Genomic DNA, 15098 nt, shown 5'->3' on the forward strand with positions numbered 1-15098 from the left:
GGGCTCAGTGGCAGACCTGATCACAGCCTGGGACAAGCTTGGCGCTCATATCCGAGAGACTGCCCTAACGGGGAGTATTCAAAGCACACTTTATTGGGACCAGAACACGCGACTGCCCAGGAGTGGATCAGCCTGGCGTGGGGAGCAGTTGACCCTTTTGGCGGGCCAGTTGCACGCGAGGCAGAGTTCGCCTGCCTATGCCGAACTCGTGGCGGAAGCGCGTCAAACATGGGCTGATGGAGAACGCTGTCTTGAGCAAGGACGCAACCTTGATTTGTTGGAGCAAGATCTTCGCCGTCAGCAGTCGCTTGATCCAGCCTTGGTCAGTGCATTGGCTACGGCGAAAGCCGCTGGCTACAGCTGCTGGCAACAGGCACGCCAAGATTCAGATTTCAGCTTGTTTGCACCGGCGTTGCAAACGCTGATCGACCTCCGTCAAGAACAGGCGCGGCAATTGGCTGAGCCGCGCTCCTGTTGGGAAACCTTGGCGCAACCCTTCGAGCCAGATCTCACCTTGGATCGGCTGATGCAGTTGTTTGCGCCGTTGAAAGAGCGCCTTCCTCAATTGGTTGCAGAGGTGGCGGCCCCGCCCCGTTCCCGTTCCGCGGCTTGGGAGTTGTCAGAAGATGCGCAACAGTCTTTGTGCGAGCAACTCTTGACGAGCTGGGGGCGTGATCCGGACTCCACCTGTCTGGCCCGCTCGCCCCATCCGTTTTCGATCACCCTCGGCCCCTCGGACTACCGCATCACAACGCGCGTGGTCTCGGGCCAGCCCCTCTCCTGCTTTCTCGCGACGGCGCATGAATGGGGCCATTCCCTGTACGAACAGGGTCTGCCTAATCAAAGTCACCAGTGGTTCTCATGGCCGGTGGGCCAGGCGACATCGATGGCGGTTCATGAAAGCCAATCGTTGTTTTGGGAGAACCGGGTGGCTCGAAGTTTTGCTTTTTCAGAGCAGTGGTGGGAGCGTTTCGTTCAAGCGGGCGCTCCGCTTCAAGCACCTCGGGATCTTTGGCGTGCCATGAATCCACTTTCACCGGGGTTGAATCGTGTGGAAGCCGATGAGCTCAGCTATGGCTTGCACATTCTCATTCGGACAGAGCTAGAGATCGCCCTCCTAGAGGGCGGTTTGGCGGTGAGTGATTTGCCGAATGAATGGAACCGCCGCTACAGCGAACTCCTTGGCGTCACCCCTGAGAACGATGCCGAGGGCTGTTTGCAGGATGTGCACTGGAGTGAAGGGCTTTTCGGTTATTTCCCCTCCTATCTCTTGGGACATCTGATCAGCGCTCAAATCAGTGAGGCGATGGTTGAAGCGATTGGTGCCCCTGAGGATCATGTCGCTCGTGGTGATGTGGGCCCTTTGCTGGCCTGGCTCCGCGAGCATGTGCATCCTTTGGGCCGCTCTGTCAACGCAGAGCAGTTGGTGGAGCGGGTCACGGGTCGCCGTCTCGATGCTGGATCATTTCTGACGTACCTCGAGGGCAAGCTGGCAGCATTGAGCGCCGCATAATTGTTGAGAACAATTCCGTGTTGATGACGTGTATATTTATGCACGTTATTGTTCATTTATGCGGAAATTTGGGTTGATTCGATGTTGCCCCGTAGGATCCCGGGCGCTGTTCTTTGCCTTGCATGGCCAACCTCGATCAGGCTCCGAGCCGCAGCATGCCCAATCTGTTGCATGTGCTGCCCGCATTCGCTGATGAAGCTGAGCTTCGCCTCAACACGATCGTGGAGTTGAACTCCAACACGATTAATAAGTACGAGCTGATCACTGAAACTGGCCACCTCAAGCTTGATCGTGTCGGCTATTCCTCCCTCTCGTATCCGTTTGCCTACGGATGTATTCCCCGTACATGGGATGAAGATGGTGATCCTCTTGATATTGAGATTGTCAATGTGACGGAGCCGCTCGTCCCGGGATCCATCGTGGAGGCTCGCATCATTGGTGTGATGACGTTCGACGACGGTGGCGAGGTTGACGACAAGGTGATCGCTGTTTTAGCGGATGACAAGCGCATGGATCACATCAAGACCTTCGAGGATCTAGGTGCTCACTGGAAAAAGGAAACCACCTATTACTGGGAGCATTACAAGGATCTCAAAAAGCCTGGTACTTGCACCGTGAATGGTTTCTTTGGGACTGAAAAAGCAGTGGAAATTATCAAGAGTTGTGAGGCTCGTTATATGTCTGAAATCGATCCGAAACTCGTCGATTAGTAGTTCTAGAAAGTATTAATTGAAAAGGCGAGTTTCTCGCCTTTTTTTTATGGCCTAACGCTGATACATGTTCACCAAAACAGTCCGTTTTGCTTTGGGATGCTGGGGATGACCGCAATGGGCTCCCTTTTGAGATGAGAGCACCATGTCCCCAGCTTTCGCGAAAAGAGAAATGGCTTCAGCTCCTTGAAGTTGGCTGAATTCAAAGGGACCGAGTTGGTTCTTTTTGTTGAAGATTGCACTGCGCCACCATATGCGTCGGCGACGGTGGGACCCTTTGACATAGCAATAGGGACCATCGTTAAGTTCATTGACGTCACTAATATAAACGAATGATTTAAATTTCAAGGAGCGACCATCGCAGTGATAGCTCCGTGTATCTTGAACCCCCCGATTTAAATATAGATTGCGGCACTTCACCTTCATTTGATTCAGGCTGCTAACGAGCAACAATCTCTGGATTAGTTTTTCGTGCAAGCAGTCTTGGATCCTCTTTCCCAAGTTGGATGAAAGTCGTTCAGGGTGAAAAATATCGATCATTCCTGCATCACTTCCCGTCCGTCCGTCCGGTCGTTTCACCCGATAATTAATGACAGGACGATCAGCATCTCGAAAGTTGTTATATCCCTTTAAAACGCGATGGTTTGGAAGATTGAGATAGGCGATGTCTTGCAGATTGGAAAGGTCGTTTGATTCGATGCTCCCTAGTAAGTTGTCAATCTCATCTCGGATCGACGTCAAGTCTTGATTGGACGCCGCACCGCGTAGGCAGATGATCCCGTGGCGACGAAGGGCCCAAGCTGCGGCAATAAAGCTGCGTTGGCTTCGTACAACCTCGGAAAACGGGAAGCTGATGCTGGCAACGGCGTTAGCCAGGGCTTCACCACCCAGCAAGACTGGCTTTTTTGTGGCGATCGTCGTACTGGACAACACGGCTCCACGGGATGTGGGAAGGGTACCGCCAGCCCAAAGAACGCTGAGCCCTGACTCTTAAGTCTCGTCCGTGAGATGAAGAGATTCTGAAGGGTTTGAAGCTTGGCTGATGATTTGAGGTTTTTTTGATGCGCCGTGAATACGTTTAAGACTAGTAAGACTTATGCGTCTCGTGCGAGTTTCTTGGTGTGTGTTGCCCGTCGTGGCTGCTGCCCTTGCGACGGCAGTCCCGGTGAGGGCGGAGGAATTGGCTTTGAATGCGCCATCGCCATCGCGCATTCTTTTGGATCTGCAGCGGCGTGAAATCAGCGTGATGCTGGATGGTCGGATGCATGGTTCTTGGCCAGTGGCGATTGGTGACCCCAAGACCCCGACGCCTCAGGGGGAATTCTCGATTCTCACCAAAGAAATGAACCCCATTTACGTTTCAGAAAAGTCTGGTCAGCGCAAGGAGCTCAGCGGTCCAACAAGTCCGATCGGTGATCGCTATTTGGTCTTCCATCGCAACGGTCGCGGTGAATTCGGAATCCATGGAACCCCCTGGCCCCATTGGGTGAAAACCCGAGCCGCCGTCAGTTTGGGTTGCGTGCGCATGCTGAATGTTCACGTTCGCCAGTTGTTTGACCTTGTTGACGTGGGGACAACCTTTGAAATCCGAGGATGAGATCAGCTTCTTCAGCCTTTGATGCCCCAGCTTTGCTGCAGCTTGATGAGAGGTTGATCTGCCACGGCGAAGTAATCGATGGCGAGGAGGTCTTGCTGGCACTGCCGGCCGCGGCGTAAGGCATGGGCGACCCTTTCGGCCATGCCGGGTGCGGAGATTTGATGGGGATGACTACCCGTTACAACACTGTCGAACAGGCCGCCCTCGTACATCGCCATCACGCCCAGGAACCACAGCGTGGCGCCAGGTTTGTTGCTGCTTGCAGCGCCGAAGGCGGCGTTCTCCACTTCACCAATCACAGTGACGTCGTAGTTCCCCAGCACGTGGAGCCAGTCGTGATGGGCAAGTGCTGCGTTAGCTCCTCCCAATTCTCCAGGGGTCTTGAAGCCATGGCTTTGATAGTGGTTCCAAACGGCTGCACCCAGCGTGCCCTCGGGTAGTTGGGCGAGTGATCGCCACTGCGCTGCTAAGTCGGGATTTTCTTCCACCGTGAATGTCCATGCCTGGGGGCCGTGTTGCTTGAGTTGTTCTTCGAATCCTTGTTGTTCTCGGTCTTCCTCTCCCATCCAAAACAGTCGGTAAAAATCGCTCTGGGCCTGAGCCCGAGCTTGCCCGGCCACATCCCTCGCCAGAATTAGCGCTCGATCATGAACGTTGAGCTGCTGTGCCCAGTGCTCGAGGGAGTGTTCGAGCTCTTCCGGGATCGGATTCAGCATCATTTCTGTGAGCACCAGGAGCTCAATCAGTTCACGGCGTTGCACGTCTCCTGGGAAAAGTGCCTGAGCTTGGTCAACATCAATGGCATTGATCGTGTTGAAATCAATGTTGACGTCGAGAAGTTCTCGAAAGATCAGACTAAGGAAATAAGGTTGAAATTCTGAGTGCCATCGTTCATTCAGTCGACACGCTCCTGCAACAGATGCAGCCACCTGGAGGGCTTGGTCGGGTGTGGTGTGAGAAAGAAACATAATTAGACCTTAAAATATTGCTCATTATGATTTTGAGTAACTTTATACTGTTGGCACGGTTAATGTTTTTTGGGAGAGTACATTGTGACAAGCACCCGGCGGTGCCCATCTGGCCCTTGAGGATGGCCACGATGGGCACCGCTTTGAGATGAGATGACCATATCTCCTGCAGTTGCGAGCATTGCCAGAGCATTATTCTTGCCGAGCTGTGTAAATTCGCAAGGATCAATATTGTTCATTGAATTGAATTTGCAGGTGTGATCCCATGCCGAGCTGTTTCGATGAGTCCCTTTGACATAGCAATAGGGACCGTCCTCTAGTTCTTTGACATCAGTTAGAAATACAAAGGATTTGAATTTGAGAGCTCGCCCATCACAATGAAATCCGCGGGTGTCTTGGACACCTTCGTTGATGTATAGATTATGGCACTTTGCCTGAACTTTTTTCAGGGTTGACAGGGAGATTAGCTTTCTAATTAATGTAATTTGTGTGCAATTTTGTATGGTCTTGTCAAGTTCGCTTGAGAGTTTTTCAGGGTGAAAAATGTCGATCATTCCAGCATCGCTTCCGCTTCGGCCGTCTGGTCTTGAAAAGCGGGTGTTGATAACAGCTTTATCGGCGTTGACGAGTTTTTTGTAGCCCGCCAGCATCAATTTTTCCTGTGTATTTAAATAGGTGTTGGCGATATTGTCTGGCAAAATTCCGCTTGTTTGATAGATCTTCAGGCTCTTTAGTAGTTCATTGATTTCATGATTGAGTGTCAACACAAGATTGGGTGAAACCACACCGGTTAACCGAATAATTCCGTTACGGTTTAAAGCCCACGCTGCTAGGGCAAGAGATCTCCTGCTTTGAGAGATATCGGTATAGCGGAAAGTGATGCGGTGAAGCTCCCCTTCGAGAGCATGACCCGTCAGGAGTGTTGGCAGTGTTGGGCCCATCTTGGGCTGCAAGGGTTGGCTTAGGCCTCGGGGCGGACGGCGTCGAAAATCTCCTTAAGAATCTCGCCAGCTCCAAGCCCCTTCAGCGTGGTCGCCAGCGCAAGACCAATGGATTCGGGGTCGGTAGAGGGGCCAGATGCCTTCTCTCGGATCAATCGCTTCCCGTCGAGGCTGGCCACCATGCCAGTCAGGATCAATTGGTCGCCTTCGAACCGGGTGTTCACACCAATGGGCACTTGACAGCCACCCTCTAGCTCGCGGAGGAAGGCGCGTTCGGCGAGGCAGCGCTGGGACGTGGGCCCATGCTCGAGCACTTTGATGATGTCCATCACTTCTGGCTTGTTTTCTACGCATTCGATCCCTAGAGCGCCTTGACCAACGGCATGGAGAGAAATGTCTCCAGGAATGGATTGGTCGATGCGATCCGCGAAGCCGAGTCGACCCAGACCAGCCGCGGCAAGAATTAGGCAGTCGTACGCACCGCTGTCGAGTTTCTCCAGACGGGTTATCACGTTGCCGCGGACGTCCTTGAACTCCAGATGGGGGTAGTGATGCCGTAGCTGGGCAAGGCGACGGAGTGAGCTGGTACCCACCACAGCGCCTTCGGGGAGTGTCGCAAGATTGAGGTGCTTGTTTTTGGCGTGCAGCACCAGGGCATCGGCGGGATCTTCCCGTTCTGTGATGCAACCCAGCATCAGCCCCTCAGGGAGATTGGTCGGCAGGTCTTTTAAGGAATGAACAGCGATATCCGCACGCCCAATCAGCATTTGGGCCTCGAGTTCTTTCGTAAAGAGCCCCTTATCGCCAATTTTGGCTAGGGCAACATCGAGAATTTTGTCGCCCTGGGTGGCCATCGCCTCCACTGTGATCGTCAGGCCTGGGTGAGCCTTTTCCAGCTCTGCTTTGACCCAGTTGGTTTGCACCATGGCCAGCTGGCTGCGTCGAGAAGCGATGCGCAGTTCGGTGAGGGCCATGAATTCGGCGAGTCAGCCGCCCAGACTACGCAGTCGAGCGCTTCGAAATAGGTCTTTGTGAAGGGAATGCGTGATTCACATTGTGAACAACGCTTAACATTTGCGAAGTGTTCGGCTGTGCGATGCCAGGTCCAGTGGTTAACGGAGTCCGCCAAGTCGGGGTTCTTGGTCAGGGACCAAATGACAACTCCGTTCAAGAAGCGGTGCTGCCACTGATGTCTGAAGGACGCATTCGCTTGCTGCTTCTTTCCAGTGGTGAGGTGTTAATGGCTCGCCTCAGGAACACCACCGACCGGGATGGTGACCATGCATATCAGCTGATTCGGCCTCGTTTGGTTCGGCGAAGCCCCTCCCAAGATTCCGATTGGAGTTTGCATCCTTATCTTTCGGGTCTCACCACCCAAAGCAATGTGGTGTTGTTCAAATCAGCTGTGGCCTCAGTGTTGGACCCGGATCCACTGTTGATTCAGGCCTACGCAGAATCCACCAATCAGGAGTGCCCACTGGAAGAAACCCCGGTTGAACGACTGAAACGGGCCTTCCAGGAATTCACCGAAAGCGTTGATGCCAATCAAGCGTTGGATTAAACGGTGATCTTGGTGATGGTGCGATCAAATTCTGAGCAAAGAAAAACCCCAGTTCAACACTGGGGTTTGATCTCTTCCGTGTGAGGAGGGCGTCTCATTTCCCTCGCATCTCTTTATATGCGATCAAGGACGCACTGAAGCGATGGCTTCGTACTTATTTGATGTACTCCTTGAGGACGCCATTGCGGTTGGGGTGCCGCAATTTGCGAAGGGCCTTCGCTTCAATTTGGCGAATCCGCTCTCGGGTTACATCAAAGATCTGGCCAATCTCTTCGAGGGTTTTCATACGACCATCATCCAGGCCGTAGCGCAAGCGCAGTACATCTCGCTCGCGGGGGCTGAGGGTGGCCAGCACGCCTTCAAGATCCTCACGCAGAAGATTTTTGGCAACGTCCTGTTCGGGGTTCTCGATGTCGGCTTCGATGAAGTCGCCCAAGCGGGAATCTTCTTCTTTCCCGATCGGGGTTTCCAGGGAGATAGGCAATTGAGCGCTCTTGGCGATGAACCGAAGCTTCTCGATGGTCATTTCCATCGATTCAGCAATTTCCTCTTCTGTTGGCTTCCGACCGAATTCCTGGGACAAAACCTTGGTGGTCTTCTTGATCCTCGAGATCGTTTCGTAAAGGTGAACAGGTAGGCGAATCGTCCGGCTTTGGTCGGCGATCGCCCGTGTGATCGCCTGACGAATCCACCAAGTGGCGTAGGTGGAGAATTTGTAACCCTTTTCGTGATCGAATTTTTCAGCGGCGCGGATCAGGCCAAGGCTGCCCTCTTGAATCAGGTCCTGGAAACTCAGGCCTCGATTCATATATTTCTTGGCAATCGACACCACAAGGCGCAGGTTGGACTGCACCATTTTTTCCTTGGCTCGTCGGCCCAGCATCAAGCGGCGGCGGAAGCGAATGAGCGGCATTTCAACGAGTGCTGCCCACTCCTTTTTGTCGGGCTCACGACCGTTGTCGCTTTCAAATTGTGCGGCCAGCTCTTCGAGGTAAAGAAGGTCTGCAATTTTGCGGGCCAGTTCGATCTCTTCGTCAGGTCGCAAGAGGCGAATTCGTCCGATTTCCTGCAGGTACACACGAATCGAATCTTCGGTGTAGACCCCCTTCGGACCGATTTTGATGCTGGCCAGAGCCTTCGCTTTGGCTTCTTTTTCTGCAGTGGCAGCTTTGGCTTTTTCCTCTGCTGTGAGTTCTGGGGCTGCAGTTTTGGCTTTTGTTGTGGCTGCTTTCTTCGCTGTTGTTTTTTTAGCCGCGCTCTTCACAGTCGTCGCTTTTTTGGCTGCTTTTTTCGTTGTCCCTTCAGCCGCTTTGGTGCTGGTATCTGCATTGGCGAGGAGTTCGTCCGCTGCAGCGCTCAAATCCTCAGCGCTTGAGTTTGCCTTCCGTTTGCGTGCAGGAGCTTTTTTTGCGGGGCTCTTGGCAATCGGCACCAGATTTTTCACCTGTCCCTCGGCATTCGCCATTAAGACGATGTCCGGCTTTGCGGATTTGGTGGCAGCAGGAGTCATAGGTGTAGTGAGTGCGGGTAAAGAAGCGACAGGGACGTGCCTTGATACCGCTTTGGTAGCGGTCTTCTACGAAAGTGGGGGGTAAGCCAATCGGAAGACCGTCAACACTCCGATTATTTGGAGGGTTAACGGGAGTAAATGAGATGGTGTTTGGTGTGATCGCCAAACGAGTGGTACACACATTTGTGCTGAGCTGTCCGGGGTGGTCTCAGACTGGTCTGGATGTTTAGAGCGATGCTCTAATTCCAAGACTGCATGTCTTCCCGCTGGATCGAGCGCAGCGTTGGCTTCCATAGCCAACTTCAATATTTTAATGAAGTCTTCCGAAGTTTGCAAGTTGCCTTTGCAACCCCAGAGGTTGGTTGATGTTTGGTTGGAGGCTGGACGAGATGGACGTTCGTTTAGTTATCGCGCGACTGCAGAGCTAGGGCTTCAATCCGGAGATCTTGTTCGCGTTCGCCTGCGTGGCCGGTCGATGAATGGATTGGTTGTCTCCGAGCGCGAGTTGGACTCCGCTGGCATGGAGAATTTGCAGCCCGTGGAGGCTTTGCTTCAAAAGGCCGCCGTTGACCCCTCTTGGAGTCACTGGTTGGAGCAGGTGGCGTTGCGGTGTCATCTCAGTTCCTTTCGCATGGTGAAAGCGGCTCTCCCGTCTGGTTGGTTAGGGCAAGCGCGCAGTGTTGGCCTCGCAGGTGCACGACAGTTTTGGTGGGTGCAGTGCGTTGATTCGGCTGATGTTGAGCATCGACCAACACCTCGGCAACAAGAGCTTTTGGATTGGTTGTCTAAGGGGGGCGGAGGTGCCTGGCAGAAAGATCTTGAAGCTGCTGGGTTCGGGGCTGGGTTGCTCCGCCCTCTTGAGCGCAAGGGTTGGATTGAACGGACCCAGCGGCGTTGGAACGGTGGTGCAACAGAGAGAAGCTCTCATCCTTTGGAGTTGCCGCAATCCCTCAAGCCGGAGCAGGCAGCAGCGATTGAGGCTTATCAGGCTTTGCCAAAGGGGGCTGGATTATTGCTTTGGGGCGTGACGGGCTCTGGCAAAACCGAGGTCTATCTGCAGCTGGCTGCGGATGAACTTTCCAAGGGCAGGCATGTGTTGCTCCTTACCCCAGAGATTGGCCTCATTCCCCAATTGGTCGACCGCTGCCGCCGTCGTTTTGGCTCCAGGGTTGTGGAATATCACAGCGGATGTCGCGACAGTGAAAAGGTGCGTGGGTGGCGCCGTTGTCTGGATCCGGATCAACCCCTCGTCGTGGTGGGGACCCGTTCTGCCATCTTCATGCCACTGGCCCCCCTTGGGCTTGTGGTCCTCGATGAAGAGCACGACAGTTCCTATAAGCAGGAATCACCGATGCCCTGTTATCACGCCCGTGACTTGGCCATGGACCGAGTTGTTCGGCATGGCGCGCGGTTGGTTTTGGGGAGTGCCACTCCTTCCGTCGAGAGTTGGTTGCACTGTCAGCCCGGTGGTCCCCTGCGTCTGGTGCGGCTGAAAGAGCGGATTTCAAAGCAGCATCTACCTCCGGTGCATGTGGTCGACATGCGCGATGAACTGGCCGATGGTCACAAGCGATTGGTGAGTCGTCCTTTGATGGAGCGCCTGGCGGCGCTTCCTGAGCAGGGTGAGCAGGCCGTGGTGCTGGTTCCGCGACGGGGTTACAGCCCGTTCTTGGGCTGTCGCAGCTGTGGGGAAGTGGTTCAGTGCCCGCACTGCGACGTGGCCCTAACGGTTCACCGAGGTCAGGGGGGGAAGCAGTGGCTGCGCTGCCATTGGTGTGATCACCGTGAATCGATGGAGACCCGTTGCAGCCACTGCGGATCAACAGCATTCAAGCCGTTTGGTGCTGGGACGCAGCGGGTGTTGGAGCTTCTCTCTGAAGAGCTGGAAGGCTTGCGTTTGCTGAGGTTCGATCGCGATTCCACCGGTGGCCGCGATGGACATCGCCGCTTGTTGGATCGTTTTGCGGCTGGTGAGGCCGACGTGCTGATTGGAACGCAGATGCTCGCCAAGGGTATGGACTTGCCTCGTGTCACCTTGGCGGCCGTCTTGGCTGCCGATGGATTGCTGCATCGCCCCGACCTTCGTGCTGGAGAACAGGCCCTGCAACTGCTTCTTCAGCTGGCAGGTCGTGCCGGCCGAGGGGAGAGACCAGGACAGGTGTTGGTTCAGACCTACTCCCCAGAGCATCCCGTGATTCAACACTTGGTGGATGGTCGATATGAACTGTTTTTGGCGCAAGAGATTGAGCTGCGCCGTGAGGCGGGCCTGGTTCCCTTTAGTCGTGCTTGTCTCTTGCGGTTGTCTGGAACATCGGCCAGCGCGACGGCCACTGCTGCATCGGTTCTTGCGGAACGTCTCAAGCCCCTATGTCAAAAGCAAAATTGGTGGTTGTTGGGGCCGGCTCCTGCCCCAGTTGCGCGAGTCGCTGGACGAAGCCGTTGGCAACTTCTTTTGCATGGGCCAGTGGGCTCTGCCCTACCTCTCCCGCCGGGGCAGGCGCTTTGGGAGGAATTGCCCCGCGGCGTTGCACTCTCCGTCGATCCTGATCCACAGCAGCTTTAGTTAGGCGGGTAGTTCAGGGAATCCGAAACCCAACTTGCGGCGAACCCCTTGCAAGAGAAGGCTGCAGCCCATCAACACCACAATTAATAAGCTGCCGAGTCCGAGAGGGCTCCATCGCCAGCGGGATTGATCGAGCTCGACTTGCTCACCGCTGTGCACGGTGTGCTGAATCTGGCCATGGTCGATCCGCAGATTGACTTCCAGTCCAGGGATGTCGGGGAGATGACGGAGATCAAGATTGAGGTGAAGGTGTTGTTCGATTCCGACCAACCAATTGCGTTCCACGAGGTTGAACTCGGGCGGCGGTAGCTGCTCAACCCCAGCGCTCCGTCCAGCCAGGGTCACCATCGTTTGCAACAGGAGGTTCAAGTCGCGGGACGATTGAACTCCAGGGGTGATTCGTTGACGGCCTGGGCTTGGGTGCTCGATATGGAGTTGAGGCAACTCGCGTCTCAAATTTTGCTCAAATCTTCTTTGCCATGGCATCGGCTGGTCGTTGATGCTCTGCACCTGCCAAGTGAGTTCCATGCGGTCTGGCCCGGTGAGTTCCAGATCGGCGTCAATCCGAACACAGCCGCTCAGTAAAAGGGTGAGGCCGGCCAGCACGGCGATCACGACGACGGCAAATCCAACGGCTGGAGCCCGTGTGGGCCCGGTGGGTGGTGGCGGTGGTGGCTTTGGTTTTCTGGAGCGGCGTTGGCTACTGACGGCTGGCGGAGATCCACCGGTTGCGGTGACCTCAAGCGGAGGCAGTCGCATGGTCCAGCTGTCGGGGCGCTCGAGGCTGGGCGCATCGAGAATGTTCACAAGCTGTTTGGCCTGTTGGCGCTTGTCCACATCACCGCTTCGGCTCAAAGCGCGGGCCATGGTCAATGCCTGCTCATTTTGGCCTTGACCCATCCAAGAGGTGATCATCAGGAAGCGCACCTGAGACCCTGCTGGGGTTGAGATGGGGTGTAGGTCGACCAGTGGAGTGAGCAGCTCTAGGGCTTGGCCATAGTCACCACGCTCTAAATGGGCATCCACGGCACGGAGGTTGAGCGACGGCTGGTCCTTTTTCACGCCTTGTCCCCCAGGTAGCCCCCGTAACTGTCTCGGTCGGCGAACATCGCCTTTCAGCCAGCTTTTTAAGCAGTTTATGGACCGCTTGGCTTGGTATGGAGGAGTGGATTTTTGTTGAGGATCGCGATCGATCACCTCTCAAGCATCTGCAATTTTTGGCCTTCTGAGGCCAGTGATGTCTTCACAGTGCAAGGTCTGATCTCGATAGTGTCTCGAGACAAATCGGTTCAACACGATGAAGCGTCATCCGAACATCGCTTTTTTTGGCGGAACTGTTGTGATTGCTTTGATGGTGCTTGCCGCGTTTTCAAACATGGCCGTGGCCGGTGGCTGTGCACGTAGCGGCGAAAGCAGCACGCTCAGTTCAGAGCCCATCGAACAAAAGCAAAAGCAAAACAGCGACGCTGATGCTTAGTTGTTGTTCGCTCAAGACCGTTTAATCAACTGTCTTGTTGGGATGATTTTCACGTCCAACCACCATGGTTCCGATGCCTGCATCGGTAAACACTTCCAGTAATAGGGCGTGAGGGACACGTCCATCCACGATGTGGGCGGCTGCCACCCCTTGGGCTAAGGCCCGAATGCAACACTCAGTCTTTGGTGTCATTCCCCCAGCAACCACCTCGTCTTCGATGAGCTGCCGCGCTTCCGACAAGCGGAGTTTGCGAATTAACGATTCAGGATCATCTCGATCCCGCAATATCCCAGGCGTGTCGGTGAGAAGGATCAGTTTTTCTGCTTGTAGCGACGCGGCTAGCTCCCCAGCCACGGTGTCGGCATTGATGTTGTGGGCTCGGCCGTCGCTCGGAGTCGCTGCCACGCTTGAAATGACGGGTACATACCCCTCGTTGAGCAATGGCTCCAGCACATCTGGGTTGATGCGGGCGACATCCCCCACAAGCCCATGGCTGCCATCACCCCATGGGCGGGCTTCCACTAGACCGCCATCGCACCCGCTGAGCCCCACGGCGCGCGCGCCCAGTTGATTTAACCCATTCACGATTTGCTTGTTTACGCGACCCACCAACACCATCTCCACCACATCCATGGTGTCGGCATCCGTGACGCGTAAGCCATCACGGAATTCCGCCGGGATTTCAAGACGTTTAAGCCACTGATTAATTTCCGGTCCACCACCATGCACCACGACTGGTTGAACGCCGACACAAGCGAGAAGAGCGATGTCGCGAAAAACAGCAGCCTGAAGCTCGGCGTGGGCCATGGCAGCACCGCCGTACTTGATCACAATCCGACGTCCTGCGAAGCGCTGGATGTAGGGCAATGCCTCACTCAGCACAGAGACGCGTAGGGCGTCATTTGCGGTATGGCTTAAATCATTCATCAACTAGGTGGCCTGAGCAGGCAACAACAAAAGATCTAATTGGTCGCCACCGAGATCTTTGATTTCAGCCCGCAGACCTTTCGCGAAAAAACGGCCCAATCGCGCCTCGCGTTCGGTCCAGCGGTCAAGGGAAACTGCTCCCAATTGAAAGCGCATGCGAAGGCCATACCCGTCTTGGGTGTTGAGTTCTTCAATCTCCTCAAGTTGAGGGGGATTGTCGTCGTCCCAAAGCTTGAGGGCCTCCAGGGAGGATTCGAGATGTGCTTTTTGCCCGTAGCGCCACCGTGTGACGTCATTGACTAACTTTCCAAGCTCTGGATCGGCTGCCTCCCGCTCACTGCGGAGGGCTTCCACAGGGGTGATCCTCATGGCTGGAGGTAATTCTGAGGATTTCAGTGCCAATCCCCCCAGCAAAATTGGGATGCCATAGAAAATCGTCGGCAGGCTGAGATTGGCGCTGCCAGTGGTGTAAGCGATGGCACCAACCACTGTGAGCGCACCACCGGCGACCGTAATCAAGCTGCCTGGGGAGAAGTAATCCTTCATGGATGCCACTGCGTGGTCGCCATTGTGACTGGCTGGCGACCAGGATGGGTATTCATTCAAAACTCCGCATCTGTGTCCCAGTCCCCGTCATCTGAGATACAGGAACTCCTTCAGGAATTGGATGGAGATCGCAGTTGGTTGCTGCAACAGATTGATGGTGGCCGTTGGCCTGAGCTTCGCCTTGATTTGGCCGCCCTTGAAAGGGAGTTGGGACAAATGATTATTCGAGCCACGGAACTTCACGAGGACACCAGTCCCTGAAGGGCCTTAAAACGGAATGTCGTCCGTGTCGGGAACGAGCGGAGCTGCATTCCAGCTCGTTGGTTCAGGTTCGCTTCGTTGTGGAGTGGCAGCGGGCGCAGCTTTGGGGGTCGGACGCTCAGGTCTGGCGGAGCCACTTGGCGTCGGCGAACCTTGTGGCGACGAATGGGCTGTTGATGAAGAGGTGGGGGACGTACCGACCGGATGGAGGCGGGCCAGAGTGAACTCGGCACGTTTTTCCTTCATGCCATCGCCGCGCGGAACGGTGTTCATGCGCAGACGCCCTTCAATCAAAAGCCGTTGGCCCACCTGAACGCGATTTTGCAACTCCTGAGCCAGGTTGCCCCAGCCCACCACCTTCAACTCGCTCGGAGGATCTCCATCGCGCAGGGGATCGAACCGAACCGACATCTCGGCAATGGGGGTCTGATTGTCTTGGGTGTATCGAACCGTCGGTGCGTCGATCACCTCGACCTCGAGCACGCAATGGTTCATGGCTGCTTCTTTCTTCGGCGCACATCCTG

General features: G+C 55.0%; 16 protein-coding genes. 7 read left to right on the forward strand and 9 right to left on the reverse strand.

What is annotated here, in order from left to right:
- Positions 1-7: 7 nt before the first annotated feature.
- Complete coding sequence (locus BL107_RS05205) at positions 8-1513, forward strand: carboxypeptidase M32 (protein WP_009789230.1); 1506 nt, start codon at positions 8-10, stop codon at positions 1511-1513.
- Between the two features lie 122 nt (positions 1514-1635).
- A complete protein-coding gene (locus tag BL107_RS05210) occupies positions 1636-2223 on the forward strand; it encodes an inorganic diphosphatase (protein WP_009789231.1) in 588 nt (195 codons plus the stop codon).
- A gap of 54 nt (positions 2224-2277) precedes the next feature.
- On the opposite strand, the gene BL107_RS05215 is transcribed toward BL107_RS05210, so the two are convergent.
- Complete coding sequence (locus BL107_RS05215; RefSeq protein ID WP_009789232.1) at positions 2278-3156, reverse strand: phytanoyl-CoA dioxygenase family protein; 879 nt, start codon at positions 3154-3156, stop codon at positions 2278-2280.
- A gap of 163 nt (positions 3157-3319) precedes the next feature.
- On the opposite strand from BL107_RS05215, the gene BL107_RS05220 reads away from it, so the two are divergent.
- Entirely contained in the window at positions 3320-3820 is a 501-nt protein-coding gene (locus tag BL107_RS05220; RefSeq protein WP_009789233.1) for a L,D-transpeptidase, read from the forward strand.
- Between the two features lie 11 nt (positions 3821-3831).
- On the opposite strand, the gene BL107_RS05225 is transcribed toward BL107_RS05220, so the two are convergent.
- Genes BL107_RS05225 through hemC form a run of 3 tightly spaced genes read right to left on the reverse strand, consistent with a single transcriptional unit; the run spans position 3832 to position 6703 of the window.
- The gene (locus tag BL107_RS05225) at positions 3832-4788 is read right to left on the reverse strand and encodes a hypothetical protein (RefSeq protein ID WP_009789234.1); all 957 of its coding nucleotides are present in this window, start codon (positions 4786-4788) and stop codon (positions 3832-3834) included.
- Between the two features lie 59 nt (positions 4789-4847).
- A complete protein-coding gene (locus BL107_RS05230) occupies positions 4848-5729 on the reverse strand; it encodes a hypothetical protein (protein WP_009789235.1) in 882 nt (293 codons plus the stop codon).
- Between the two features lie 20 nt (positions 5730-5749).
- Positions 5750-6703, reverse strand: coding sequence for a hydroxymethylbilane synthase (hemC, locus tag BL107_RS05235; protein WP_009789236.1), 954 nt, complete (start codon positions 6701-6703; stop codon positions 5750-5752).
- A gap of 122 nt (positions 6704-6825) precedes the next feature.
- Between hemC and BL107_RS05240 the strand changes: the two genes are divergently transcribed.
- On the forward strand, positions 6826-7290 hold the full coding sequence (locus tag BL107_RS05240; RefSeq protein WP_037988131.1) for a DUF6561 domain-containing protein: 465 nt from the start codon (positions 6826-6828) through the stop codon (positions 7288-7290).
- A gap of 154 nt (positions 7291-7444) precedes the next feature.
- Here the strand turns inward: BL107_RS05240 and rpoD are convergent, their stop codons facing one another.
- The gene (gene rpoD / locus BL107_RS05245; RefSeq protein ID WP_009789238.1) at positions 7445-8800 is read right to left on the reverse strand and encodes an RNA polymerase sigma factor RpoD; all 1356 of its coding nucleotides are present in this window, start codon (positions 8798-8800) and stop codon (positions 7445-7447) included.
- 313 nt (positions 8801-9113) lie between these two features.
- Between rpoD and priA the strand changes: the two genes are divergently transcribed.
- The gene (gene priA, locus BL107_RS05250; RefSeq protein ID WP_037988133.1) at positions 9114-11363 is read left to right on the forward strand and encodes a primosomal protein N'; all 2250 of its coding nucleotides are present in this window, start codon (positions 9114-9116) and stop codon (positions 11361-11363) included.
- On the opposite strand, the gene BL107_RS05255 is transcribed toward priA, so the two are convergent.
- A complete protein-coding gene (locus BL107_RS05255; protein ID WP_009789240.1) occupies positions 11364-12425 on the reverse strand; it encodes a DUF3153 domain-containing protein in 1062 nt (353 codons plus the stop codon).
- A gap of 235 nt (positions 12426-12660) precedes the next feature.
- On the opposite strand from BL107_RS05255, the gene BL107_RS05260 reads away from it, so the two are divergent.
- Positions 12661-12840, forward strand: coding sequence for a hypothetical protein (locus tag BL107_RS05260; protein ID WP_006169792.1), 180 nt, complete (start codon positions 12661-12663; stop codon positions 12838-12840).
- 21 nt (positions 12841-12861) lie between these two features.
- Here BL107_RS05260 and argB read toward each other — a convergent pair whose 3' ends face one another.
- Together argB and BL107_RS05270 are read right to left on the reverse strand one after the other, a co-directional pair.
- A complete protein-coding gene (argB, locus tag BL107_RS05265) occupies positions 12862-13767 on the reverse strand; it encodes an acetylglutamate kinase (protein ID WP_009789241.1) in 906 nt (301 codons plus the stop codon).
- Between the two features lie 3 nt (positions 13768-13770).
- Entirely contained in the window at positions 13771-14313 is a 543-nt protein-coding gene (locus BL107_RS05270) for a DUF2854 domain-containing protein (protein WP_037988135.1), read from the reverse strand.
- 72 nt (positions 14314-14385) lie between these two features.
- Between BL107_RS05270 and BL107_RS05275 the strand changes: the two genes are divergently transcribed.
- Positions 14386-14574: a hypothetical protein gene (locus tag BL107_RS05275; RefSeq protein WP_009789243.1), complete on the forward strand. Its 189-nt coding sequence runs from the start codon at positions 14386-14388 to the stop codon at positions 14572-14574.
- Positions 14575-14580: 6 nt separating this feature from the next.
- Here the strand turns inward: BL107_RS05275 and BL107_RS05280 are convergent, their stop codons facing one another.
- Complete coding sequence (locus BL107_RS05280; protein WP_009789244.1) at positions 14581-15069, reverse strand: single-stranded DNA-binding protein; 489 nt, start codon at positions 15067-15069, stop codon at positions 14581-14583.
- Positions 15070-15098 lie beyond the last annotated feature (29 nt).

Source organism: Synechococcus sp. BL107, from assembly GCF_000153805.1.
Lineage (GTDB): Bacteria > Cyanobacteriota > Cyanobacteriia > PCC-6307 > Cyanobiaceae > Parasynechococcus.

Excerpts from the sequence above, each read along its gene's own strand:
- BL107_RS05210 (WP_009789231.1), top strand. The coding sequence starts at position 1,636 with ATGGCCAACCTCGATCAGGCTCCGAGCCGCAGCATGCCCAATCTGTTG.
- BL107_RS05220 (WP_009789233.1), top strand. The coding sequence starts at position 3,320 with ATGCGTCTCGTGCGAGTTTCTTGGTGTGTGTTGCCCGTCGTGGCTGCT.
- BL107_RS05225 (WP_009789234.1), bottom strand. The coding sequence starts at position 4,788 with ATGTTTCTTTCTCACACCACACCCGACCAAGCCCTCCAGGTGGCTGCA.
- BL107_RS05230 (WP_009789235.1), bottom strand. The coding sequence starts at position 5,729 with ATGGGCCCAACACTGCCAACACTCCTGACGGGTCATGCTCTCGAAGGG.
- hemC (WP_009789236.1), bottom strand. The coding sequence starts at position 6,703 with ATGGCCCTCACCGAACTGCGCATCGCTTCTCGACGCAGCCAGCTGGCC.
- BL107_RS05240 (WP_037988131.1), top strand. The coding sequence starts at position 6,826 with ATGCCAGGTCCAGTGGTTAACGGAGTCCGCCAAGTCGGGGTTCTTGGT.
- rpoD (WP_009789238.1), bottom strand. The coding sequence starts at position 8,800 with ATGACTCCTGCTGCCACCAAATCCGCAAAGCCGGACATCGTCTTAATG.
- priA (WP_037988133.1), top strand. The coding sequence starts at position 9,114 with ATGAAGTCTTCCGAAGTTTGCAAGTTGCCTTTGCAACCCCAGAGGTTG.
- BL107_RS05260 (WP_006169792.1), top strand. The coding sequence starts at position 12,661 with ATGAAGCGTCATCCGAACATCGCTTTTTTTGGCGGAACTGTTGTGATT.
- argB (WP_009789241.1), bottom strand. The coding sequence starts at position 13,767 with ATGAATGATTTAAGCCATACCGCAAATGACGCCCTACGCGTCTCTGTG.
- BL107_RS05270 (WP_037988135.1), bottom strand. The coding sequence starts at position 14,313 with ATGAAGGATTACTTCTCCCCAGGCAGCTTGATTACGGTCGCCGGTGGT.
- BL107_RS05280 (WP_009789244.1), bottom strand. The coding sequence starts at position 15,069 with ATGAACCATTGCGTGCTCGAGGTCGAGGTGATCGACGCACCGACGGTT.